The organism is Mycobacterium sp. FW102-FHT13B02 (assembly GCF_058790275.1).
Map to the genome: position 1 here is coordinate 83,750 of NZ_JBYTCM010000022.1, position 23,861 is coordinate 107,610.

The 23,861-nt window shown below is 67.0% G+C and carries 25 protein-coding genes and 1 riboswitch; of the genes, 19 read left to right on the top strand and 6 right to left on the bottom strand.

Annotation, left to right across the window (positions count from 1 at the left end):
• Window positions 1–132: 132 nt before the first annotated feature.
• On the top strand, window positions 133–618 hold the full coding sequence (locus tag AC3WTE_RS27060; RefSeq protein WP_492442592.1) for an NUDIX hydrolase: 486 nt from the start codon (window positions 133–135) through the stop codon (window positions 616–618).
• Here AC3WTE_RS27060 and thiE read toward each other — a convergent pair.
• Window positions 608–1,285, bottom strand: coding sequence for a thiamine phosphate synthase (gene thiE, locus AC3WTE_RS27065; protein ID WP_492442538.1), 678 nt, complete (start codon window positions 1,283–1,285; stop codon window positions 608–610). The genes AC3WTE_RS27060 and thiE overlap by 11 nt on opposite strands.
• 130 nt (window positions 1,286–1,415) lie before the next feature.
• On the opposite strand from thiE, the gene thiO reads away from it, so the two are divergent.
• From thiO to AC3WTE_RS27120, 11 genes are all read left to right on the top strand, one after another.
• Window positions 1,416–2,435: a glycine oxidase ThiO gene (thiO, locus tag AC3WTE_RS27070; RefSeq protein ID WP_492442540.1), complete on the top strand. Its 1,020-nt coding sequence runs from the start codon at window positions 1,416–1,418 to the stop codon at window positions 2,433–2,435.
• Window positions 2,429–2,626: a sulfur carrier protein ThiS gene (thiS, locus tag AC3WTE_RS27075; protein ID WP_138232603.1), complete on the top strand. Its 198-nt coding sequence runs from the start codon at window positions 2,429–2,431 to the stop codon at window positions 2,624–2,626. Before thiO ends, thiS begins: the two co-directional genes overlap by 7 nt.
• A 22-nt stretch (window positions 2,627–2,648) precedes the next feature.
• Window positions 2,649–3,392, top strand: a complete 744-nt coding sequence (locus tag AC3WTE_RS27080) for a thiazole synthase (RefSeq protein ID WP_268815830.1) — start codon at window positions 2,649–2,651, stop codon at window positions 3,390–3,392.
• A complete protein-coding gene (locus tag AC3WTE_RS27085) occupies window positions 3,389–4,156 on the top strand; it encodes an SGNH/GDSL hydrolase family protein (RefSeq protein WP_492442542.1) in 768 nt (255 codons plus the stop codon). Before AC3WTE_RS27080 ends, AC3WTE_RS27085 begins: the two co-directional genes overlap by 4 nt.
• Window positions 4,153–5,055, top strand: coding sequence for an ABC transporter ATP-binding protein (locus AC3WTE_RS27090; protein ID WP_492442544.1), 903 nt, complete (start codon window positions 4,153–4,155; stop codon window positions 5,053–5,055). The genes AC3WTE_RS27085 and AC3WTE_RS27090 overlap by 4 nt, the downstream gene beginning before the upstream one ends.
• Window positions 5,055–5,801: an ABC transporter permease gene (locus AC3WTE_RS27095; RefSeq protein WP_492442546.1), complete on the top strand. Its 747-nt coding sequence runs from the start codon at window positions 5,055–5,057 to the stop codon at window positions 5,799–5,801. Before AC3WTE_RS27090 ends, AC3WTE_RS27095 begins: the two co-directional genes overlap by 1 nt.
• A 52-nt stretch (window positions 5,802–5,853) precedes the next feature.
• Complete coding sequence (locus AC3WTE_RS27100; protein WP_492442548.1) at window positions 5,854–7,326, top strand: M20/M25/M40 family metallo-hydrolase; 1,473 nt, start codon at window positions 5,854–5,856, stop codon at window positions 7,324–7,326.
• Complete coding sequence (locus tag AC3WTE_RS27105; protein WP_492442550.1) at window positions 7,323–8,801, top strand: M28 family peptidase; 1,479 nt, start codon at window positions 7,323–7,325, stop codon at window positions 8,799–8,801. Before AC3WTE_RS27100 ends, AC3WTE_RS27105 begins: the two co-directional genes overlap by 4 nt.
• A gap of 82 nt (window positions 8,802–8,883) precedes the next feature.
• A complete protein-coding gene (locus AC3WTE_RS27110; protein WP_492442552.1) occupies window positions 8,884–9,282 on the top strand; it encodes a hypothetical protein in 399 nt (132 codons plus the stop codon).
• Window positions 9,283–9,349: 67 nt separating this feature from the next.
• Window positions 9,350–9,988 (top strand): GntR family transcriptional regulator, encoded by a 639-nt coding sequence (locus AC3WTE_RS27115; RefSeq protein ID WP_492442554.1) that lies wholly within the window; start codon window positions 9,350–9,352, stop codon window positions 9,986–9,988.
• Window positions 9,985–11,193, top strand: a complete 1,209-nt coding sequence (locus AC3WTE_RS27120; RefSeq protein ID WP_492442556.1) for an MFS transporter — start codon at window positions 9,985–9,987, stop codon at window positions 11,191–11,193. Before AC3WTE_RS27115 ends, AC3WTE_RS27120 begins: the two co-directional genes overlap by 4 nt.
• Here AC3WTE_RS27120 and AC3WTE_RS27125 read toward each other — a convergent pair whose 3' ends face one another.
• From AC3WTE_RS27125 to thiC, 5 genes are all read right to left on the bottom strand, one after another.
• Window positions 11,194–11,475, bottom strand: a complete 282-nt coding sequence (locus tag AC3WTE_RS27125; RefSeq protein ID WP_492442557.1) for a DoxX-related protein — start codon at window positions 11,473–11,475, stop codon at window positions 11,194–11,196.
• A 16-nt stretch (window positions 11,476–11,491) separates the two neighbouring features.
• Complete coding sequence (locus tag AC3WTE_RS27130) at window positions 11,492–12,979, bottom strand: flavin-containing monooxygenase (protein WP_492442559.1); 1,488 nt, start codon at window positions 12,977–12,979, stop codon at window positions 11,492–11,494.
• Between the two features lie 25 nt (window positions 12,980–13,004).
• Complete coding sequence (locus tag AC3WTE_RS27135) at window positions 13,005–13,637, bottom strand: alpha/beta hydrolase family protein (RefSeq protein WP_492442561.1); 633 nt, start codon at window positions 13,635–13,637, stop codon at window positions 13,005–13,007.
• Entirely contained in the window at window positions 13,627–14,463 is an 837-nt protein-coding gene (gene thiD / locus AC3WTE_RS27140; RefSeq protein WP_492442563.1) for a bifunctional hydroxymethylpyrimidine kinase/phosphomethylpyrimidine kinase, read from the bottom strand. Before thiD ends, AC3WTE_RS27135 begins: the two co-directional genes overlap by 11 nt.
• Before the next feature lie 7 nt (window positions 14,464–14,470).
• Window positions 14,471–16,093 carry a phosphomethylpyrimidine synthase ThiC gene (gene thiC / locus AC3WTE_RS27145; protein ID WP_492442565.1) on the bottom strand — a complete coding sequence of 541 codons (1,623 nt, stop codon included), beginning with the start codon at window positions 16,091–16,093 and terminating at the stop codon, window positions 14,471–14,473.
• Window positions 16,085–16,199, bottom strand: a riboswitch (TPP riboswitch). It overlaps the preceding gene by 9 nt.
• A 147-nt stretch (window positions 16,200–16,346) precedes the next feature.
• Between thiC and AC3WTE_RS27150 the strand changes: the two genes are divergently transcribed.
• The 7 genes from AC3WTE_RS27150 to AC3WTE_RS27180 all read left to right on the top strand — a co-directional run bounded on the left by AC3WTE_RS27150 (window position 16,347) and on the right by AC3WTE_RS27180 (window position 23,641).
• On the top strand, window positions 16,347–18,101 hold the full coding sequence (locus AC3WTE_RS27150) for an MFS transporter (RefSeq protein WP_492442567.1): 1,755 nt from the start codon (window positions 16,347–16,349) through the stop codon (window positions 18,099–18,101).
• 85 nt (window positions 18,102–18,186) lie between these two features.
• Window positions 18,187–19,176, top strand: coding sequence for an alpha/beta hydrolase (locus tag AC3WTE_RS27155; RefSeq protein WP_492442569.1), 990 nt, complete (start codon window positions 18,187–18,189; stop codon window positions 19,174–19,176).
• On the top strand, window positions 19,176–20,033 hold the full coding sequence (locus AC3WTE_RS27160) for an SDR family NAD(P)-dependent oxidoreductase (RefSeq protein WP_492442571.1): 858 nt from the start codon (window positions 19,176–19,178) through the stop codon (window positions 20,031–20,033). The genes AC3WTE_RS27155 and AC3WTE_RS27160 overlap by 1 nt, the downstream gene beginning before the upstream one ends.
• Before the next feature lie 12 nt (window positions 20,034–20,045).
• The gene (locus AC3WTE_RS27165; RefSeq protein ID WP_459366935.1) at window positions 20,046–20,966 is read left to right on the top strand and encodes a ferritin-like domain-containing protein; all 921 of its coding nucleotides are present in this window, start codon (window positions 20,046–20,048) and stop codon (window positions 20,964–20,966) included.
• 11 nt (window positions 20,967–20,977) lie between these two features.
• Entirely contained in the window at window positions 20,978–22,471 is a 1,494-nt protein-coding gene (locus AC3WTE_RS27170; RefSeq protein WP_492442573.1) for a flavin-containing monooxygenase, read from the top strand.
• Between the two features lie 9 nt (window positions 22,472–22,480).
• Window positions 22,481–23,251: a MerR family transcriptional regulator gene (locus tag AC3WTE_RS27175; protein WP_492442575.1), complete on the top strand. Its 771-nt coding sequence runs from the start codon at window positions 22,481–22,483 to the stop codon at window positions 23,249–23,251.
• 3 nt (window positions 23,252–23,254) lie between these two features.
• A complete protein-coding gene (locus AC3WTE_RS27180; protein WP_492442577.1) occupies window positions 23,255–23,641 on the top strand; it encodes a hypothetical protein in 387 nt (128 codons plus the stop codon).
• Window positions 23,642–23,861: the final 220 nt, after the last annotated feature.

Here is a 23,861-nt window from a genome sequence, read left to right on the forward strand (position 1 = left end):
AGAGCTTGCGGCGCGCAGGGGGTGGATTCCCCGTCGGCCCGGTCCCAAATGTTTGTCAGATTCCACGCCCTACGCGCCGACTCTGCCAACATCAAAACTTGGCATCGATAGCAGGGTCCTATTGTGGGTTTCGTGCAGGGCGACGGTGACGGATGGGTGCTTGCGGCAGACGGCTCCCACTTCTGGGGCCGCCATGGCGCGGCCGGGCTTCTGGTGCGGGCGCCGCAGCCGGGTGGCGGAGCGGCGGTGCTCTTGCAGTACCGCGCGCCGTGGAGTCATCAAGGGGGCACCTGGGCGCTGCCGGGTGGGGCGCGGGACAGTCACGAAACCGTCGAGGAAGCCGCCGTCCGCGAGGCCTATGAAGAAGCAGGGTTGGAGGCGCATCAATTGACGGTTCGGACCACGGTCGTCACCGCGACGGCGATCGGCGAGGTCTGGACGTACACGACGGTCATCGCGGACGCGCCCGAACAACTCGAGACCGTGCCCAATCGGGAGAGCGTCGAACTGCGCTGGGTCTCCGAGGACGATGTCACCTCACTACCGCTGCATCCCGGGTTCGCCGCGAGTTGGGAGCGCCTGCGCAGCGTGACGGCGGGCATCCCGCTCAGTTCGTAGACGCCTGCGGCAAGGCCTCTTTGAGTGCCCGGGCTGCCGCAGCCGGATCCTCTGCAGCAGTGATGGCCCGCACCACCACGATGCGGTGCGCGCCGGCGGCCACCACGTCGGGGACGCGGGCCAGGTCGATGCCACCGATGGCGAACCAGGGTTTGACGGTTCCGGATGCCGCGGCCGCGCGGACCAGGTTCAGCCCGGGTGCGGTGCGGCCCGGCTTGGTGGGCGTCGGCCAGCAGGGGCCGACGCAGAAGTAGTCGACGTCTTCGGTCACGGAGACGGCCAGCTGCTGCTCGTCGTGGGTGGAGCGGCCGAACAGCGGATCGGGCCCGACGATCTCGCGGGCCAGGGACAGGGGCAGATCGTCCTGGCCCAGGTGCAGCACGTCGGCGTGCGCCCCGCGGGCGATGTCGGCCCGGTCGTTCACGGCGAACAGCGCGCCGTGCCGCCGCGCCGCGTCGGCCAGCACCTCCAGCGCCGCCAGCTCCTGTTTGGCCTCCAGTGGACCGAACTGTGCCTCACCGGCCGAGCCCTTGTCGCGCAGCTGGATGATGTCCACGCCCCCGGCCAGCGCAGCATCGGCGAACTCGGCCAGGTCACCGCGCTCCCGGCGCGCGTCGGTGCACAGGTAGAGGGATGCGGACTGCAGACGCTGGGTGGGTTTAGGCACAGCGCGACGGTAGCGACTACCGTGGACGCCGCAACACGGGAGTCCCGGGACCGGGGACTGAGAGTGGGGTCGTCCTACCCTTACCGTCACACCTGATCCGGATCATGCCGGCGAAGGGAGAAGAGGGATCGTGCCGTTGGACCTTGCTGTCGTTGGTGGCGGCGTCATCGGTCTCGCGGTGGCGCGCCGCGCGGCGCTGGACGGGTGGTCGGTGCGGGTGCACCGGGCCGAGGAGAGCGGCGCCTCGTGGGTGGCGGGCGGCATGCTCGCACCGCACTCCGAGGGCTGGCCGGGTGAGCAGGACCAGTTGCAGCTGGGCCTGGACTCCCTGGCGTTATGGCACGGCGGATTCCTCGACGGGCTGCCCGACGACGTGGTCACTGCGCGCGACTCGCTCGTGGTCGCGGTCGACCGGGCCGATGCGGCTGACATCCGCACCGTTGCCGAGTGGCTCGCGGCGCAGGGCCACCCCGTGACCGTGACCACCGCCGCCCGCGATGTCGAACCATTGCTGGCGCAGGGGATTCGCCATGGCTTCCGCGCGGAAACCGAACTCGCCGTGGACAACCGGCTGGTGGTCGAGGGCCTCACCGCGCATTGTGACCGTCTGGGTGTGCAGTGGGCGGGCCCGGTCGGCTCGCTCGAGCAGACGCGCGACGCGGGTATCACCGTGCTGGCCAATGGCATCGACGCTCCGGCCCTGTGGCCCGGCCTGCCGATTCGCCCGGTGAAGGGCGAGATCCTGCGGCTGCGGTGGCGCAAGGGATGTATGCCGGTGCCGCAGCGGGTGGTCCGGGCCCGGGTTCATGGCCGGCAGGTGTACCTGGTGCCCCGTGCGGACGGCGTGGTGGTCGGCGCGACCCAGTACGAGCACGGCCGGGACATCGCGCCTACGGTCACCGGGGTACGCGACCTTCTCGATGATGCCTGTGCGGTGATGCCGGCACTCGGTGAATACGAACTGGCCGAATGCGCGGCGGGACTGCGGCCGATGACTCCGGACGGCCTGCCGATCGTGGGCTGGCTGGACGACCGCACCCTGTCGGCGACCGGTCACGGGCGGAACGGCTTTCTGCTGGCCGCGTGGACCGCACAACGGATTTCGGAACTGCTTGCGGGTGAGGTGAAAGAGAAGGTGGCCGTGTGCTGATCACAGTCAACGATGAGAGCGTGGAGATTCGCGAAGGCACCACGGTAGCGGAATTGATCGACACACTGGGCTTTCCGGACAAGGGCATCGCCGTCGCCGTCGATTGGGCGGTCCTGCCGCGATCGGAGTGGGACGACGTCCTGACCGAGGGCGTCAAGATCGAGGTCGTGACGGCGGTGCAGGGTGGCTGAGGTCTGTACGTCTGCCGATGTCTTGCGCATCGCCGATCGCGAATTCGGCTCCCGGCTCATCATGGGCACCGGCGGCGCGGCCAACCTGTCGATCCTGGAGGAGGCGCTCGTCGCCTCGGGCACCGAGCTGACCACCGTCGCGATGCGCCGGATCGATGCCGAAACCGGTACCGGCGTACTGGATTTGCTGCGCAAGCTCGGCATCGCGGCGCTCCCCAACACCGCCGGCTGTCGCGGCGCGGCCGAAGCGGTGCTGACGGCGCAGTTGGCGCGCGAAGCGTTGCAGACCAATTGGGTGAAACTCGAAGTGATCGCCGACGAGCGCACGCTGCTGCCGGATGCGATCGAATTGGTGCGTGCCGCAGAGCAATTGGTGGACGACGGCTTCGTCGTCCTGCCCTACACCAACGATGACCCGGTGCTGGCCAGGCGACTGGAGGACACCGGTTGCGCGGCGGTCATGCCGTTGGGTGCACCCATCGGCACCGGGCTGGGTATCTCCAACCCGCACAACATCGAGATGATCGTCGCGGCCGCCGGGGTGCCGGTGGTGCTCGACGCCGGTATCGGTACGGCCAGCGATGCGGCCCTGGCGATGGAACTGGGTTGCGACGCCGTGCTTCTCGCGACCGCGGTGACCCGGGCCTCGGATCCGCCGATGATGGCGGCCGCCATGGCCGCCGCGGTCACCGCCGGCCGGTTGGCCAGCCGGGCCGGCCGCGTGCCCAAGCGGTTCTGGGCGCAGGCATCCAGCCCGGCGCTATGACGGAGCGCTACCTCGCCCTCGGCAGTTCGATGGCGGCGGGACCCGGCATCAAACCGGCAGCCTCGGGCGCGCCGAAGCGGTCCGGCAGGTCGGCGATCAACTATCCGCACCTCGTCGCCGCGCGACTCGGTTACGACCTTGTCGACGTGACGTTTTCGGGTGCCACCACCGCGCACGTACTCTCGCAGCGGCAGTTCGGTGAGCCGCCGCAGGTCCATGCCCTGGACGGGTCGGAGTCATTGGTCACCATCACCATCGGTGGCAACGACGCCGGATACGTGCCGATGCTCGGTGCCGCGTGCCTGCCCCGCTTCTTGCGGTCGATGCCCTTCGCCGGCGGATTGCTACGCGGACTGCTTGATGAGACGGTGCGGGACCAGGCCCTCGACGTCGTGGGTGAGTCACTGAAAACCGTTGGGCGAGAAGTGCGTCGGCGTGCGCCGCAGGCGCGGGTGCTGTTCGTCGACTACCTCACGCTCCTGCCGCCGGCCGGTGTGCCCGCGCCGCCGATCGGTGCCGCGGAAGCCGATCTGGGCCGGCACGTCGCCGCCCGCCTGGCCGAGCTGACGGCCGTGGCCGCCGCCGACACCGGTTGTGAACTGGTGCGGGCGGCGGACGGCAGTCGTGATCATCACGCATGGTCGGCCGATCCCTGGACCACGGCGTTTCACCTACCGCTGCCCGGCCGGGTGGCGCCGCTACATCCCAATGCCGCAGGTATGCGAGCCGTCGCCGGGCTGGTCGTGAAGGCCCTGACGAGATGATCCAACTGAACGGCCTGACAAAGGATTTCGGCCGAACACGAGCTGTCGATGACTTGACGTGCACCGTCGAGCCGGGCGTCGTCACCGGATTTCTCGGACCCAACGGCGCCGGCAAGTCCACCACGATGCGGATGATCGTCGGGCTGGACCGGCCGACCGCCGGAACCGCCACCGTGCTGGGTAAGCGGTACCGAGATCTCACGTCGCCGTTGCGCAGTGTCGGTGCCCTGCTCGACGCGCGCCAGGTGCATCCCAATCGGACGGCCCGGGCTCATCTGCGGTGGCTGGCCGCCGCCAATCGCTTGCCGGCGACCAGGGTCGACGAGGTGCTCGGACTCGTGGGTCTGGGCGAGGTGGCGAACAAACGGGCGGGGTCGTTCTCACTCGGCATGGCGCAGCGACTCGGCATCGCGGCCGCCCTGCTCGGCGATCCTGAGGTCCTGCTGTTCGACGAACCGGTCAACGGCCTCGACCCCGAAGGTATCCGGTGGGTGCGCACCCTGATGCGCGGCCTGGCCGCCGAGGGCCGGACGGTGCTGGTGTCGAGTCACCTGCTGGCCGAGATGGCCAACACCGCCGATCGATTGGTGGTCATCGGCCGCGGTCGGCTGATCGCCGCGACCACCATGGCCGAGTTCGTGGCCCGAGCGGGGCAAGGGGTGGTCCGAGCGCGGAGCCCACAACTCGAGCGGCTGCGGGAAGTGTTGACCGCACAGGGAGTTTCGGTGCAGAGCGAGGGTGAGGTACTGACGGTGACCGACTGTCCGTCAGAACGCGTCGGGGACCTGGCCGCGGCCCACGGCATCACGCTGCACGAGCTCAGCTCCCGGCAGGTGTCACTGGAGGATGCCTATCTGCGGCTGACCGACGGCGCTGTCGATTATCGGTCGGTTTCCTGATGCTCGCGACGCTGAACGCCGAACGCATCAAATTGCAGTCCACCCGCGCGCCGGTGTGGACGACGCTGTCGGTCGCGGTGCCCAGCCTCGGGTTCGCAGCCCTCCAGGCCGGTGGAATGCCGTACAGCTATCTGCCACCGGAGCGAGCGGCCCTCGGGGTGAGCGTGTTCGGCGTTCCCGTGTTGATGATCTTGTCCGCGTTGTCGGTGACGAATGAGTTCGGTACCGGGATGATTCGGGCGACGTTCCTGGCCACGCCACATCGTGGTGTCGTGCTGGCCGCCAAAGCTGCCGTCGCCGGCCTGTTTTCCGGGGTCGTCACGGCGGTCATGATGGTGGGGGCCATCGGGTTGGCGCGGTCGCTGTTGTCCAGCGAGCGCGCTGGAGATCTCGATCTGTCGGGGACGGAGGTCTGGCGGGCAGTCGGCGCCACCAGCCTGTACGCGGTGCTGGGGGCGGTGCTGGCGGTGGCGTTGGGGGCCTTGTTGCGCCACACCGCGGGCGTGGTCGCGGTGCTCGTGCTGATGCCGTTCGTCGTGGAGCCGTTGCTCGGCACAATTCCGCAGATCGGTGGCCGCATCGGGCCGTTGCTGCCCTTCGCCAACGCTTACACGTTCACCAAAACTCCCCTGTTCCAGACGTTCACGATGTGGTGGGGGCCAGTCGGCGCCGCGCTGTACTTCGCCGCGGTGGTGGCAACGGTGTTCACCGTCGCCGTGGTGACACTGGTCCGGCGAGATCCGTGACGATAGCGCTGACGCGCCCTCGCGCGGCCGCGTTCACGCTACGGTGGTGCCCATGGTCCGCACCCCGCTCGCGCTCGCGCTCGTGCTGGCCCTCGGAGTCTCGGGGTGTGGGGAATCGTCGCCCTCTGCGGAGGAGTTCGCCGGGGATCTCGCCAAGGGCGTGTCCGTCGAGGCGCTGACGGGGCATCTGGCCAAACTACAAGCCATCGCCGACGCCAATGGCGGGAACCGGGTGTTCGGCACACCGGGCTACGACGCGAGCGTGGACTACGTGGCGAATGCGCTGCGCGCCAAGGGTTTCGAAGTCGCCACCCCGGAGCTGGAAGTCAAGGTTTCCTACAACGACACTCCGGAACTGAGCGTCGCCGGCAGGCGGGTACCGGCGCGGGCACTGGAATACTCGGCCGGCACCCCCGGTCTCACCGCACCGCTGGTGCCTGTTCGTGGTGGGCCCGGATCAGGCTGCAACAGCGCCGATTACGACGGCTTGCCCATCAAGGGTGCCGTTGCCCTGGTGGACCGCGGCACGTGTCCCTTCGCGACAAAGGAAGCCGCCGCGGCGGTCCATGGCGCGGTGGCGCTGGTGGTGGCAGACAACAAAGACGACGTCGACGACGCGGGGGTCCCGGCACGCGGCGGCACCCTCGGGGCCAAGGCGACGGTGAAGATTCCGGCGGTCCTCATTCCGAAGGCGGACGGGGCCCGGCTGCGGGCCAATCCCGGGGCTGTCACTCTCAAGCTGGCTGCCGGAGTGCGGATTGAGCACACCCGCAACGTGATTGCCCAGACCAAGACCGGGTCCGGACATGACGTCGTCGTGGTCGGCGCACATCTGGACAGCGTCAAGGATGGTCCCGGGATCAACGACAACGGGTCCGGGGTGGCCGCAGTTCTGGAAACGGCACGGCAGTTGGGCAGCGCACCGAAAATCGCGAACGCCGTGCGGTTCGCGTTCTGGGCAGCCGAAGAAGAGGGCACCATCGGCTCTGACCGATACATCGAATCTCTCGACGTCGAAGCGCTCAAAGACATTGCGCTGTATCTGAATTTCGACATGCTCGGCTCGGAGAACGCCGGTTACTTCAGCTACGACGGCAACCTGTCCGGCCCGCCGGTGGCCGATGATCTGGTGCCACGCATCCCGGAGGGCTCGGCAGGTATCGATCGCACCTTCACGGCATATCTGGCCGGTGCCGGGAAGCAGCCCCAGGACTATCCCTTCAACGCTCGGTCGGACTACGACGCCTTCACCAGGGCGGGCATTCCGGCAGGCGGACTGGTCGCCGGTGATGAGGAGAGCATGAACGACGAGCAGGCCCGCCTCTGGGGCGGTATCCCCGGAACACCCTTCGATCCCAACTACCACAAGAAGACGGACACTTTGGCGCACATCAACCGCACGGCAATGGACATCATGGGCCGCGGAGTGGCTTTTGGCTTCGGCCGGTACGCCCAGGATCTGGGTGGCCGGGGCGGCGTTCCGGTCCGCGATGACCGGACCCGGCACGTGGTCTCGGCATCATGAGGCGGGTAGTGGCCGCCGGCCTGCTCACCGCGGTCCTGGCGGCGTGCGCGCCGCCTCCACAGACACCGCCCGCGCCGCCGCCCCCGCCCGCCCCCGACCTCGCTCGCGATTTGGCCGCCAAGGTGGGTGCCGACGGCATCTACACGCACCTGAAGAAGTTCGCCGCCATCGCCGCGGAGAACAAGGGCACCCGCGCCGACAGCACGCCCGGCTACCAGGCCAGTGTCGACTATGTGGCGAACCTGCTGCGGGACAAAGGGTTCGACGTTCAGACCCCTGAGTATGTGCGGGTGGTGCGCGGTGCGCCCGGCAATCCGGTGCTGGACGTCGGCGGCCTCCGCTGGTCCGTCGTACAAGCATCACTGCTGACGTCGACGGCGCCGGGCGGCTTGAGCGCGCCGACGCTGCACCCGATGAAGCCGGCCGGCTGCGCGGCGGACGACTACGGCACGCTCAACCTGCGCGGCGCCATCGCGGTGGTCGATGACCTGGGCTGCTCGGTCGTCGACAAGCAGAACGCGGCCGTGGCCCGTGGCGCGGTCGCGGTTCTGGTGGTCAGCCCGCCCAACCCGAACGGAGCGCCGCGCGGGTTGTTCAGTCCCGGCTACTACGAGCACCTCAATACGCCGGTGGGCATCATCGGCAAGGACGCCGATGCCGTCCTGCTGAAAACCAACGCGCCGGTGAAGCTCACCCTCGATGCCAAGAACACCGGCGTGAAATCGCGAAACGTCTTGGCCCAGACCAAGACGGGTGATCAGCACAGCGTCGTGTTGGCAGGTGCGCATCTGGACAGCGCGCCGGCCGGCGCGGGCATCAACGATGCCGCCACGGGGGTGTCCGCGTTGCTCGAGACGGCGGCCGCACTCGGTGGTTCACCGAAAATCGAGAACGCGGTGCGGTTCACCTTCTGGGGTTCGGGGGCTGTGGGCCAGGAAGGTGCCACCAAGTACGTGCGCGGGTTGGCCGCCGAACCGCTGAATGACATTGCGCTGTATCTGGATTTCGACATCCTCGGCTCACCCAACGCCGGGTTCTTCACCTTCGATGGTGACCAGTCCGGCCAGGCGAACCCCGAGATCCCAGTCGACGCGGTGCCGGCCGGGTCGGCCGGAATCGAGCGCACGCTGGCCGGATACCTGTATCTCGCCGGTAAGCGGCCCGCGGACATGACGATGGATCTGGGGAGCGGCTATGGTCCGTTCCTCACCGCCGGGGTGCCGGTGGGCGGTATCTCGACCGGGACATCGCAACGTAAGTCCGCGATCCAGGCCAGATTGTGGGGCGGCCGGGTGGGCGTCGCCTTCGATCCCGGGTATGCGGCGGCGGGCGACACCGTCGAGCAGCTGAACCGGGACGCGCTGGCCGTGACCGGCCCTGCCGTCGCCTTTGCGGTCGGCACGTACGCGCAGTCGCTGACCGGACCCAATGGCGTGCCCGTGCATGATCAGCGGCACCGGCAAGCAGGCAAGTAGCGAAGGTTCATAGCAACCTCATAAGCGGAAATGCCTTTTCTGCGAGTCCGGTTGCCAGGTTGCCGGGTTAGTAATGGTGCCCATGAAAAGCACCTATCGCGTGTGGTCGGCTGCTGCCGGCACCCTGACCGTTCTGGCCATGGGCGGGCTGACCGTCGCCTGCGGTTCGCAGAGCAACGCTCCGACCACGGTGACGGTCACCCCGTCGAGCACGACCACCACGACCACCACGACGGCGGCCAAGCAGCACCACGGGGGTGGGGGCAGTGGCGGTCAACAGCAGGCACCCGCACCCGCGCCGGACACGGTGACCAACACCGAGACCGCGACTCAGACCGAGACGCAGACGCAAACCGAGACGTCGACCTCGACGTCGGTGCAGACTTCGACCGAGACGTCGACCGCGGTGCAGACGTCGACCGTCTATCAGACGCAGCCGCGCTGGGGCTTCAATGCCCCCCCGCAGCAACAGCAGCACTGATCGGCCCGAGCGTTAGCTCTGTCACTGCTTGTATGCAAGCTTGCATGCAAGTTGCTAGGGTTGATGCATGGCCATCGAACAGACTCCTGCCAGCGAGCGCGCGTACCGGGATACCAAGACGAAGATCCTGGTAGGCGCGGTCAAAGGTGGCCAGCTGCTGAGCGAGGTCGAGGTGGCGGCAGAGCTCGGGGTGAGTCGTACGCCCGTGCACGAGGCCTTCCTGCGGCTGGCTGCCGAGGATCTGCTCGATCTGCTGCCCCGCCGGGGCGCGGTCGTGGTGCCCATCCCGCCGCGGGAAGCCACCGACCTGCTCGAGATGCGCCTGGCGCTGGAGGGCAGCGCCGTGCGCCGGCTCTGCCGTTCGCAGGCCACCGCGCAGGCGGCATCCGCCGAACTTGCCCGTCTGATCGAACAGCAGCGCGGTGCCGCCGCGGACCTGGCGCGCTTCGCTGAGCTCGACGACGCCTTCCATCGGCACATCGTCGATGCCGCGGGGAACTGCATCGCTGCGCGGTTCTACGGCTCACTGGGAGACCGGCAGCGCCGGATGATGGCCGACGCCGTGACGGCCGACCGGACCCTCGTCGACCGGCTCATCGCCGAACACGCGGAACTGGCCCAGGCCATCGACGCCCGCGACGCGGCGTCGTTCGACGCCCGCCTGCTCGCGCACCTCGAGTCGACGTACGAGGTGGTGCTGCGATGAGCCGCGCACGCGTGAAACCGTGGCTCGCCGTCGCCGCCGGTGTCTTCTGTATCGGTTGGGGCGGAAACCAATTCACCCCGATGCTGATCGAATATGTGCACCGCGCCGGCTACTCCCGGGTGGACGTCGACGTCCTGCTGGGCGCCTATGTGCTGGGCCTGATCCCCGGGCTGCTGGTGGCCGCCGCGATGTCGAACCGCTATGGGCGCCGGCCGTTGATGATCGCCGGTCTGATCAGTTCGGCGGTGGGCAGCATGATCTTGGCGACCGGCGAACTCGGGGGATTCTCAGCACTTTTCGTGGGCCGGTTGCTGTGCGGACTGAGCGTGGGCATCGCGATGGCCGTCGGGTCCACCTGGATCGCCGAGCTGTCCGTGCCGCCGTACGACACGGCGGCCGCAGCCGGCGCCGGTGCGCGCCGGGCCTCGATCTGGCTGTCGCTCGGGCTGGCGATCGGGCCGTTGTGCTCGGGCCTGCTGGCGCAGTTCGCGCCGCTGCCGTTGACTCTGACGTACCTGGTGCAGGCCGCGCTGTGCGCTCCGGCGCTGTGGCTGACGCTGACCCGGACCGTGGAGACCCGGGGTGCCCGGGTCAGCGGAGACCTGTTGTCGCAGTTGCGCGTTCCGGCCGCGACGCACCGCCGTTTCGTCCGCGTCGTGGCCCCGATGGCGCCGTGGGTGTTCGGGTCCGCCGCCATCGCGTACGCTATCGTGCCGGCATTGGTCGCCGACAGCCTCGGCTCCTGGGCGCTGCTCTACACCGCAGGCCTGACGGTGCTGACGTTGGCCTGCGGTGTGCTGGTGCAGCCGATCGCCCGGCGGTTGGACGACCACTCCAGCGCCCGCGCCGTGGTGGTGTCCATGGTGCTGATGTCGGCGGGAGTGTTCGCCGCGGTCGCCACAGCGGTCACGCGATCACCGGCCATCGCGGTGCTGGTGGCCATGCTGCTGGGCAGCGCCTACGGCATCGCCATCGTGTCCGGGCTGCTGGAGATTCAGCGCATCGCTCAGCCCCACGAGCTGGCCGGGGTGTCTGGCGTGTACTACTCGCTGGCGTACGCCGGCTTCCTGCTGCCGGCGGTGCTGGCCGCGTTGGCCCATTACGTCAGCTACCCGGCGATGCTCACCGTGGTGGGCTTACTGGCGGCGGTGTGCACCGCGATCTGCGCGGCGGGCTGGTCCAAGCACCTGCCGGCCCGCGTTTAGTCAGGCGCGGTTGCGAGCGACGTTGGCGGCCAGGTAGAGGATGTAGCCGACCACGCCGATTGTCGCCACCTTGCGTGTCCGGGGCACGATCAGGCCGACGCCGAGCGCGGTCTCGATCGATCCGTTGACCTTGAGGTGCTTGTCGATGTCCTCTGGGAACGCCGTCGCGGTGATGCCCTTGAACAAGTCTGGCTTGACGAAGTGCGCGACCCCGGTCAGCGCCAAGCCGATCCCGGCCAGCAGGCCCTTCTTTCCAGTGGTGTTCTCAGCGGCGTCGGTCACCTGAGGTCCTCTCTGATCACGAAATCTTGTAGTCGCTCAACGGAAATTCCGAAGCTTCCCGGATTGCCGTCTCGGTTGACGACGGGCGCAGCAGTGTGGGCTCACCCGCCGGATTGAAATAGTACGAGTGCGCGCTGGCGCAATTGCCCAGGGTGAAAATCGAATCGCCGAGCAATTCGGTCATTCGGTCGAGGAACGCGGTGTTGGCTGCCTCGGTGACCTCGAACGTCGTCGCGCCACGGCGCTTGACCTCGGTGAAAAGCCGGTCCATCAGGCGCATCTGGTACTCCATGGTGTTGAAGAAGTTCAACCCAAGGAACGCGTACGGGCTGGCCAGGCTCAGGAAGTTCGGGAAGTACGGCATCGACACACCCTGGTAGGCCTGGAAACGTGTCTCGCGCCACCACTTTCCGAGATCCCGGCCCTCGCGGCCGATCACCTCGATGGCGGGGAAGTTGGCCTCCCAGAGGTCGAAACCGGTGGCGAGCACCAGCGTGTCGATCTCGATCTTGACGCCGTCGTTGCCGATGATCCCGTCGGCGACGATGTGGTCGATGCCGGCATCCTGCAGGTGCACGTTGGACCGATTGAAGGCCTGGTAGTAGCCGTTGCTGAAAGTCGGCCGCTTGCAACCGAAGTCGTAGTCCGGGGTCAGCCGGCGCCGCAGGTCCTTGTCACGGATGACGAAGAAGCGGTGCATCTTCGACAGGTCGGACGCCGAGATGTTGAAGCGGCCCCGGAACATCCCGTAGTGCCGGACGCCGACGGACACCATGACTTCGTAGATCGAGTCGGTGAGCCAGCGAAGTACGCGCTGCGTCAACGGGAAGCGGGCGAACATCCGCTTGGCCCGAGGGCCGAAGCGCGGATCGATCTTCGGTACAACCCAGATCGGCGTGCGCTGGAACACCGTCAGGTCGGCGGCGGACTTGGCCAGCTCGGGGATCAGCTGCACCGCGGTGGCACCGGTGCCGATGACCGCGACGCGCTTGCCCGCCGGGTCGTAGTCGTCGTCCCAGTCGGTGGTGTGGATGACGCGGCCGGTGAACGTCTCGATGCCCGGAATCGCCGGGATGTTCGGCTGGGACAGGAAGCCGGTCGCGGTGATCAGGTAGCGGGCGCTGAGGGTGTCGCCGTCGGCGATGCCGATGCGCCAGAGCGAGGCGTCCTCGTCCCAGCGGGCCCCGTCGACGACGACGTTGAACCGGATGTGGCGGCGCACGTCGTACTTGGCTGCGACGTCGTCGGCGTACCGCTTGATCTCCGGACCCGGGGTGAAAAGACGGGACCAGTTCGGGTTGGGCTCGAAGAAGTACGAGTAGGTGGTGGTGGGCACGTCGACCGCGAGGCCGGGGTAGTGGTTGACGTACCACGTGCCGCCGAGATCGTCCTCGCGCTCGAGGATGGTGAAGTTCTCTATCCCGAGGCGTTTGAGCTGGATGGCCGCGCCGATACCGGCGAATCCCGCGCCGACGATGACCGCGTCGAACTGCTGCGTCGTCATGTTTATACGCTACCTCAAGTAACTGTTACCGCTGCTGAAGCGCGAGTCTGACGCCGGCGGCGACCGCCAGCGCCGGGACGTCCAGGGTCTTGGATCCCAGGTCGTGGCGGGCACCGGTGATTTCGACGATCTCGCTGGGGGCGGGAATCAGCGCCGCGGCGGCCGTCAGCTCGGCGATGGTGCCGAACGGGTCAGCGGTGCCGTGGGTGAAGACCGTCGGGACGGTGATCTGGGACAGGTGCTCGGTGCGGGCGCGCTCAGGCTTGCCGGGCGGGTGCAGGGGGTATGACGACAAGGTAAGTGCAGCCAGCTCGACCGTGCTGTCTCCTGCGGCCGCGACCATGGACGTCATCCGGCCGCCGTAGGAATGACCGCCCGCGATCACGGGACCGTCGGTCAGGGTGTGCGCCAGCTCGATGGCCAGGGCGATGCCCTGCTGATCCGACGCCGCGGAATTGGACGGGGGCCCCTTCGGCCGGCGGCGCCGGTACGGCAGGTCATAACGGATGGCGAGCCAACCGTGCCGGGCCCACTCGTCGCACATCCGGACGAGCAGCGGGGCGTCACGGTTACTGCCCGCGCCGTGGGTGAGTAGCACGACGCCCGTCGGCGTCCCGTCGGGTTCGTGTGCGACGCCCGCGATGGCCTCAAGATTCATGGGTCAACCGGAAGAGCGCGTTGACGGGACCGTGGCCGTGGCCCAGGGGGTAGGCCGCCCGCAGGCATTCGGTCACCCAGCGCTTGCCGAACGCCACCGCGTCGGGCACCGAAAAGCCGTGCGCCAGTGCGCAAGCCGTGGACGCGGCGAGGGTGTCACCCGCACCGTGGTCATGGCCGGTGTCGATGCGCTCGGTGGTGAATTCGTAGAACTCGCTGCCGTCGTACAGCAGGTCGGGGCTGTGATCGCTGGACCGCAGATGGCCGCCCTTCACCAGGGCCCATTGCGGGCCCAGGTCGTGCAGGGCCTTGACGGCATCGCGTTGCGACGACGCGTCCACCACGTCGATCCCCGTGATCAGCCGGACCTCGTCGAGGTTCGGGGTGACCAGGGTGGCGATCGGAAACAGCTGGGTGCGAACCGAGTTCAGCGCGCTCGGGTGCAGCAGCGGGTCGCCGTGCATGGACGCGCACACGGGGTCGACGACGAGCGGAACCTGTTCGTCCAGGTTGCGCCAACTATCTACGACCGCGCCGATGATCTCGGCCGAGGCCAGCATGCCGGTCTTGGCCGCCTGGATGCCGATGTCGTCGGCCACCGCGGTGATCTGCCCGCTGATGATGTCGAGCGGCAGCTCGTGAAAACCCTTGACCCCCACCGAGTTCTGCACCGTCACCGCAGCGACGGCGACGCACCCGTGCACGCCGAGCATCGCGAAGGTACGCAGGTCGGCCTGGATGCCGGCGCCACCGCCGGAGTCCGAGCCGGCAATGGTCATCACCCGCAGGGGCGTCTGGCCCGGCGGGGTCAAGGGCAGGAAGTTCACTTCGACATCACGGAGCCAAGGGTAGATACACCCGGTTGCCGTGGTCGGCGAACTCCTGGGATTTCTCCGCCATGCCTTGCGCGATCTCGTCCGCGTAATCGGGGGCGACCCCGTCCGGGTAGGCGTCGCGGATGTCCTGCGTGATGCGCATCGAGCAGAACTTCGGACCGCACATCGAGCAGAAGTGGGCGGTCTTTGCCGGCTCGGCGGGCAGCGTCTCGTCGTGGTACTCGCGGGCGGTGTCCGGGTCGAGCGACAGCGCGAACTGGTCGTGCCAGCGGAACTCGAAGCGGGCCTGCGACAGCGCGTTGTCGCGGTCCTGCGCGCCGGGGTGGCCCTTGGCGAGGTCAGCGGCGTGCGCGGCGATCTTGTACGCGATCACCCCATCCTTGACGTCCTTGCGGTTGGGCAGGCCCAGGTGCTCCTTCGGGGTGACGTAGCAGAGCATCGCGGTACCGGCCTGGGCGATGATCGCCGCGCCGATGGCCGAGGTGATGTGGTCATACGCCGGAGCGATATCGGTGGCCAGCGGGCCGAGGGTGTAGAACGGCGCCTCTTCGCAGAGCTCTTCTTCCAGGCGCACGTTCTCCACGATCTTGTGCATCGGGACGTGGCCCGGGCCTTCGATCATCACCTGCACACCATGGGATTTCGCGATCTTGGTCAGCTCGCCCAGCGTGGTCAGCTCGGCGAACTGGGCCTCGTCGTTGGCGTCCGCGATCGAGCCGGGACGCAGGCCGTCACCGAGGGAGAACGTCACGTCGTAGCGCTGCAGGATCTCGCAGAGCTCTTCGAAGTGCGTGTAGAGGAACGACTCCTGGTGGTGCGCCAGGCACCACGCCGCCATGATCGAGCCGCCGCGGGACACGATGCCGGTGACGCGCTTGACGGTCAGCGGGATGTAGCGCAGCAGCACGCCGGCGTGCACCGTCATGTAGTCGACGCCCTGCTCGCACTGCTCGATGACGGTGTCGCGGTACAGCTCCCAGGTCAGCTTGGTGGGATCACCGTTGACCTTCTCCAGCGCCTGGTAGATCGGCACGGTGCCGACCGGGACGGGGGAGTTGCGCAGGATCCACTCGCGGGTCTGGTGGATGTCCTTGCCGGTGGACAGATCCATGATCGTGTCGGCGCCCCAGCGGGTGGCCCACACCATCTTGTCGACCTCTTCGGAGATGGACGAAGTTACTGCGCTATTTCCAATGTTGGCGTTGACCTTCACCGCGAAGGCCTTACCGATGATCATCGGCTCGAGCTCGGGGTGGTTGTGGTTGGCCGGGATGATCGCGCGGCCGATGGCGACCTCGTCGCGCACCAGCTCAGCCGGCACGCCCTCGCGCTCGGCGATGAATGCCATCTCCGCGGTGATTTCGCCGTTGCGCGCACGCTGCAGCTGCGTGCCGCGGTCCTTGACGACGCCGGGACGGGCGGGCAGGCCCTTGTCCAGGTCGATGGTGGCGGTCTCGTCGGTGTACGGACCCGAGGTGTCGTACAGGTCGAGGTGGTCGCCGGTGGTCAGGTTGACCCGCCGGAACGGGACCTTTCCACCGTCGGGAAGCTCCCGGTAAACCTTGGTGCTGCCCTGGATAGGGCCGCAAGAAAGGTCGTTGAATACAGCAATTGCAGACATCTGCTTACTCCCTACGCCGGCATTACCCGGTCAGGTTCATACGGTCGACGGCACCACACAGCCGTCCTCTCAGCGCACCAAGGTGTGCGCTCCCGCGCGGACGTTTCCACCGTAACGGATGACAGCTGGAAGACAAGGGTGTGGCGGCTGCCAGTCGAATGTGTGAAAACCACCCCGCGCGGGGAATCGAATTGTCAGCGGGTCGTTTGTATAGCTAACATATGTTTTTCTGATATTGGAGCGAAACCGACTGATGACGACCGACACCGAGCTCACCGGGCAGCGTGACACCGCGCTCGCCGCAACCGCGCGTCGCCGCGTCCAGATGGACCACGACCACCCGCACTACAAGTGGGTGGTGCTGTCCAACACGACGCTGGGCATCCTGCTGGCCTCTATCAACGCGTCCATCGTGTTGATTTCCCTGCCCGCGATCTTCCGGGGCATCGGACTGAACCCGCTGGCGCCGGGCAACGTCAGCTACCTGCTGTGGATGCTCATGGGCTACCTGGTGGTGACGGCCGTGCTGGTGGTGCCGTTCGGCCGGCTCGGGGACATGTACGGCCGGGTCCGGATCTACAACGTCGGTTTCGTGGTCTTCACCCTGGCGGCGGTCGCGCTGTCGTTCGACCCGTTCCACCTCGGTGGCGGCGCGGTGTGGCTGATCGCCTGGCGGGTGATTCAGGGCGTCGGCGGCGCCATGCTGATGGCGTCGTCGTCGGCGATCCTGACCGACGCCTTCCCCGCCAATCAGCGCGGCATGGCGCTCGGCGTGAATATGGTTGCCGCCGTTGCGGGTTCGTTCCTCGGACTGCTGATCGGTGGGTTCCTGTCCGAGTGGGAATGGAAGGCCGTCTTCTGGGTCGGCGTCCCGATCGGCGTGGTCGGCACCATCTGGAGCTACCGCTCGCTGCATGAATTGGGTTCACGCTCGCCCGGCCGGATGGACTGGGCCGGCACCGTGACGTTCGGTGTGGGTCTGACGGTGCTGCTGCTCGGCATCACCTATGGCATTCAGCCGTACGGCAATTCGCCGACGGGCTGGACCAGCCCCGCGGTATTGGGATCGATCGGCGTCGGCCTGCTGCTGTTGGTCGCGTTCTGTGTCGTCGAGCTCAAGGTCGAGTCGCCGATGGTCGACATGCGGCTGTTCAAATCGGCGACGTTCGGTATGGGCAACCTGGCCGGCCTGATGTCGTCGGTGGGTCGCGGTGGGCTGCAGTTCATGCTGATCATCTGGCTGCAGGGCATCTGGTTGCCGCTGCACGGTTACGACTTCGAGTCGACCCCGCTGTGGGCGGGTATCTACCTGCTGCCGGCCACGGTCGGTTTCCTGGTGGCGGCCCCCGTCGCCGGTACCCTCTCCGACCGGTTGGGCGCCCGGCCGCTGGCGGTCGGCGGCATGCTGCTGATGGCCGTGACTTTCGTTGCGCTGCTGATCATCCCGGTCAACTTCGACTACTGGCAGTTCGCTGTGCTGGTGTTCCTCAACGGCGTCGGCGGCGGCATCTTCACCGCACCCAACGCGGCGGCCATCATGTCGAGCGTGCCGGCCGCGCAGCGCGGTGCGGCGTCGGGCGTCCGGTCGACGTTCTTCAACGCCGGCAACTCGTTGTCGATCGGCATCTTCTTCTCCTTGATGATCGTCGGCCTGGCCAACACATTGCCGTCGGCTCTGTCCAGTGGCCTTCAGCAGCAAGGGGTTTCGGCTGAAGTTGCGCAACAGGTGGCCGAACTGCCGCCGGTGGGCAGCCTCTTCGCGGCATTCCTCGGTTACAACCCGATAGCCGAGTTGCTGGCCCCGTTCCACACCCTGCAGCAGCCCGGCGTGAATGCCGCCACCCTGACCGGTCAGAGCTTCTTCCCGCAGCTCATCACCGAACCGTTCCACTCCGGCCTGGTCGTGGTGTTCGGCGCGGCGGCGGTCATGATGTTGCTCGGCGCGGTGGCGTCGATGTTCAACCCCGGCACGTACGCCACGGAGCCCGGCGCCGACAACGAGGCCTGATTCCCCCAGCACTCGTCGCTGCTCGGGACGCCGACCACCAACTGTGCCATTGACAAATGGCACAGTTGGTGGTGCTCTAGTCCGCGTGACGGAAACTGATCGGGCAACGCTGCCCGAGGTACCTACCCGCGCCTCGCTGCGCGCCGCGCTCTCGGCCACCGTGACCCGCTGGACCCTGGGCAACCTGACCAGCGTGATCCCCATGAACCAGCCCGGTGTCTGGTTCGGCCGCGGGCTCATCGCCACCATCATGGAGACCTTCGGATCCATGCCGGGCGGCACCAGGATCATCCCGGTCCACGCCCCTGACCTGCGCGGTGAGTGGGTGCTGGGGCCGGGTGTCGAGTTCGGCAAGCGGGCCGGCTACTACGTGCACGGCAGTGCGTACGTCATCTGCTCGGCACGCACCCACCGCAAGCTGGTGGCGCGCTTGTCGGAGGCAACCGGCCTGCCGATGTTCGTCGTGGACTACCGGCTGGCCCCCGAACACCGGTTCCCGACCGCGGCCGAAGACGTCGAAGCCGGTTACCGGTGGCTGCTGTCGGAAGGCTATGCGGCCTCGGACATCGTGATGGGCGCCGACTCGGCGGGTGGCCATCTCACCTGCGACATGCTGCTGGCGCACGCCGGCGACGCGGACTTCCGCCCCGCGGGCGTCGTCCTGTTCTCGCCGCTGATCGACGTGACGCTCGGTTTGGCGCTGGAGCAGGAGAAGGCGACGTACCGCGATCCGGCGATGTCGGCGACCGCTGCCGCCCGGATGGTCGCGCTATACACCCAGGGGCAGAACGTGACGGATCCGCGGCTGCGACTCGACTTCGCGAAAGCCGATCTGTTGCCGCCCATGCTGATTCAGGCGGGTGGCTTCGAGATGCTGCGTGCCGACGCGCGCCACCTCGACGCCGAGCTGCGCCGGACCGGCGGCGCCAGCACGCTCGAGGTCTGGCCCGGCATGGTGCACGTCTTCCAGGCGCTGCCGCATCTGGCACCCGAAGCCGCTGCGGCCCTGCGCCGTGCCGCGGCCTTCATTGCCGATGCCTACAAGCGATCCAACGAACTCGAAGAGGTGTGCTGATGATCGGCATAGATTCCGTCCTGAATGTCTTTCGCGGCCAACGCCGTTCGGGCAAAGCAAAGGCTGTGGTCACCGGCGCCGGCAGCGGTATCGGGCGGTCATTCGCACTCGAACTCGCTCGGCGCGGTGGGGAGATCATCTGCGCGGACATCAGCATGGAGCGGGCCAAAGAGACGGTCGCGCTCATCGAGCAGTTGCCGACGGGCAAAGGCCACGCCGTGCAGTGCGACGTCGCCGACCGCACCGCCATCGAACTGCTGGCCAAGCAGGCGCAGGAGATTTTCGGTGGCGCGCCGACCTTGGTGATCAACAACGCCGGTGTCGGCATCGGTGGAAAATCGGTGGGCGACATCGGCTTCGAGGACTGGGACTGGGCGCTCGGCATCAACCTGTGGGGCGTGGTGTACGGCTGCGAGGTCTTCACTCCGCTACTCCGCGAGGCCGGCAAGGGCGGCATCATCAATGTGGCGTCGGCGGCCGGGTTCGCCGCAGCGCCGTCGATGGCGGCCTACAATGTGTCCAAGGCCGGCGTGATGTCGTTGTCCGAAACCCTGTCGGCGGAATTGAACGGCACAGGCGTCGCGGTCACGGTGCTGTGTCCCACCTTCGTGAAGACGAATGTGGCGCGAGACGGGCGCATCACTCCGGGGTCGTCGAACCTCGCCGAACAGCTCATGCGGTGGACCGGGTTGTCTCCCGACAACGTTGCCGCACGCACTCTCGACGCCCACGACGGCGGTCGGCTGTACGTGGTGCCCCAGTTCGACGCGAACGTCATCTGGCACCTCAAACGTCATTTCCCGGCGCTGTACACCCATGGCGCCGGACTGCTGAACCGAATTCTCCCCGAGAACTGAAAGGACTGGATCATGGCAATGGATCTCGATGAGATGCTGCAGAAGATCAAGGACAAGCAGTGGGCCCTGGTCGACATCGACTGGGACGCACCGGGAGCCGAGCTGATCGAGCCTGAACTGTGGGCCAAGCTCAAGCCGTTCATGACCGATCTGATGTGGATCGAGAACGTCGGCGCCCGCGGCTTCGCCGCCCTGGCCAAGAAGGCTCCGACCCCGACGCTCAAGAGCATCTACGAGCACTTCCACGCTGAAGAGCAGAAGCACGCCAACGCGGAACTGGCACTGATGCGGCGCTGGGGCATGCTCGACAACGACGAAATCCCGCCGCCCAGCGTCAACGTGCAGTTGGTGATCACCTGGCTGGACAAGTTCGCCGACGGTATGTCGCTGTCGATCCTCGGCACCGTGATCCCGATGCTGGAAGTGGCACTTGACGGCGCGCTGATCAAATTCATCACCGATGAGGTCAAAGACCCGGTGGCGCAAGAGGTTTTCAAGCGCATCAACTCCGACGAGTCGCGGCACCTCGCCGTCGACTTCGAGGTCATGGACATCCTGGGCCACGCCGATATGCGCAAGCTTGTTGTCGAATTCGTGGGCAGCTGGATGAACCCGGCGCTGGTCGTCGGCACGTTGAGCTACTTCCCCTTGCTCAACAAGATGCGCGACAACATCGTCGCCATGGGCGTCAACGAAGAGCGGCTGTACCAGGCGATGCGCCGCTTCCGGAGTGTCGGCGAGCGAAGCGAATTCGTGCACCGGGTACCGATGTACCGGTTCATCTCATGGCACAGCAAGAAGGTCATCGACCGCACCTCGAAGTATCACTGGCTGGCCGACTCGCTGGTGAAGGTCACCGGCGTGATCCCCATGCCGTTGGTGCGCTACACGCCGACGTGGTCGGACGAATTGACCTACGAGCCGGTCGCGTGAGGACGGACACCATGACTTCTTCTCCTTTGTCCGTCGCCATCATCGGTGCCGGGTTCGCCGGTATCGGAGCCGCCATCAGGCTCAAAGACCAGGGCATCTCCGATTTCGAGATCTTCGAACGCGGTACGCGCGTCGGCGGTACCTGGCGCGACAACACGTATCCCGGTGCGGCCTGCGACATTCCGTCGCGCCTGTACTCCTACAGCTTCGCGCCCAACCCGCACTGGTCACACACCTACTCCGGTAGCGAGGAGATCCTCGGGTACATCGACACCATGGTCGAGTCCGCGGGCATCGCGCCGTATATCCAGTTCGGTCACAACGTGACGGGCGTGGAGTACGACGAGGTGGCGGGGGAGTGGACCGTCAACTTCGAGGGACGTCAGCCGGTGCGAGCGCGCACCGTCATCGTCGCCTCGGGGCCGTTGGCGAACGCGAGCTTTCCAAAGATCGAGGGCATCGAGACCTATGAGGGTCACAAGATCCACAGTGCCCGCTGGGATCACGACTACGACTTCACCGGTAAGAAGGTCGCGGTCATCGGCACCGGCGCCAGTAGCGTGCAGATCGTCCCGGAACTGGTCAAGGTCGCCAAGTCGGTCAAGGTGTTCCAGCGGACGCCCGGCTGGGTGATCCCGCGGGTCAACGGGTCCACCAGTGGGTGGATGAAGCGGCTCTACAAGGACGTGCCACTGGCCGAGAAGCTGATGCGGTCGGCTTGGTTCTGGGGCCACGAGTCGGTCGCGCTCGGCGTGGTGTGGGACAGCCCGTTCACGCGCATCGTCGAGGCGGTGAGCCTGGCGAATCTTCGCCTGCAGGTGAAGGATCCGTGGCTGCGCCGGCAGCTGACGCCGGACTTCTCGGCCGGCTGCAAGCGGCTGCTGATGACCAGCGACTACTACCCGGCGCTGCAAGCCGATAACTGCAAGCTGGTCACCTGGCCCATCGCCCGGTTGTCGCCCAGGGGAATTCGGACCGTCGAAGGCATCGAGCATCAGTTCGACGCCATCGTGTTCGCGACCGGCTTCGAGGTGTCCAAGGCCGGCACGCCGTTCCCCGTCATCGGCATCGACGGCCGGGAGCTCGCCGCGGAATGGAGCCGTGGTGCATACGCCTACCGCAGCGTCGCGGTATCGGGTTACCCCAACCTGTATTTCACCTTCGGACCCAACTCCGGTCCGGGCCACAGCTCGGCGCTTGTGTACATGGAGGCGCAGATCGACTACATCGTCGAGGCCATCTCCAAGCTGCTGCAGTTCGGCTGGAAGTCGCTCGACGTGCGTCCCGAGGTTCAGGCCCGCTACAACGAGGACATTCAGCAGCGGCTGCAGTCCACGACGTGGAACTCCGGCTGCCAGAGCTGGTACCTGACCGACGACGGTTTCAACGCGACGATGTTCCCCGGCTTCGCCACCCAGTACGTCAACCAGCTGAAGACTGTCAATCTGCACGACTTCAAGATCACTGCGGAACAGACCAGCGGTGCGTCAGTCCTGACCGCATAGAATCCGCTGGTGGCTGAGTACCGGATCGACGACCTCGCGCGTAAAGCGGGGACGACCACCCGGAACGTCCGCGTCTACCAGGAGAACGGCCTGTTGCCCCGGCCTCAGCGCCGGGGCCGGGTCGCGATCTACACGGACCGGCACCTGAGCCAGTTGCAGGCGATCGTCCGGCTGCTCAGCGAGGGCTTCACCGTCAAGCACATTCTGAAGTTCATCACCGGCCTGCAGCGCGGTGAAGGGCTGGTCGAGGTGCTGGATCTGGCGGAGCTCGAAGAACTGGTGATCTCGCCGTGGTCGAACCCCGAGGCGCAGACCATGACGCGCCAGGAGCTGGAGATGCAGCTCGGCCGGCTGGACGGCGCGACCCTGCGCCGGCTGGTCTCGGGCGGGATCATCCAGTCGACGGACGACAAGGATGCCTACCTGGTGCCCGACCGCCGGGTGATCGACGATTTCGCCAAGCTCATCGCCCGCGGCATGCCGTTGGCCGCGATCCTGAAAACCACCACGGCGGTCGACAAGAAGCTCGACGAAGCAGCCCGGGCGATGACCCGCGCCGGACACACCGAAGTGGTCAGGCAACGCGGGACCGGCTGGTATCCCAGCAACGACGTCGAACTTGCCTGGGCCGCCGATCTCATCGATGCCATGCGCCGCGTATCTCGCCGTTCCGCCCACGCTAGCCTTGACCGCGCGTTAGATGAGGCGGTGCGTGCCGAGCTGCGGCAGTACCAGCAGGAGGCCAAGGACACGGGGGCTCCTGTCGAACGGAAGGCGTGAGTCATGGCGCGGGCACACAAGCACGAAGGCGCGGTCGCCAAGCGGCGACGCGGCCCGAAGACGCTGGTTCAGGCGGTGTTCGCGCTGATGGATGACGTAGCTGAGCTACGGAAGTCGGCTCAGTTCATCGCCGACAATATCGCCAAGCTGAGTGTGAGTGCTGCCGGCATCGACCGGCATGCGGAACTGATCGCCAGCCAGATCACCACGTTGACCGAGGCCGCCGCCGGCATCGATCACTCTGCCGAGAAGATCGCCCACGGCGCCAATTCGATCGCCACCACGTTGCCTAGCCTGCAGCGACTGGCCGAAGTCGTGGAGCCGCTGGACAGCACGGTGGCGCGGCTCGGGTGGTTCGTCGACCGGATTCCGGGCGGAAAACGAAGCTAGCCATCAGTTCCCGTTCTGGCAGAATCATCCGGGGTCGACGTGGCCTTCGCGCACCTGAGGGTTCCTGAACTGGTTTAGCCACAACAGGATCGGCCACGGTCGCTCATCACAGGCCACTCCCAATATGAGCGTCTGTCCTGCCGCGCCTAGAACGGGGCGGGTTGGTCCCAGTCTTCTTCTGCGGCGAGGGCTTGTTCGAGTTCGAGGTGGCGGCGCCATT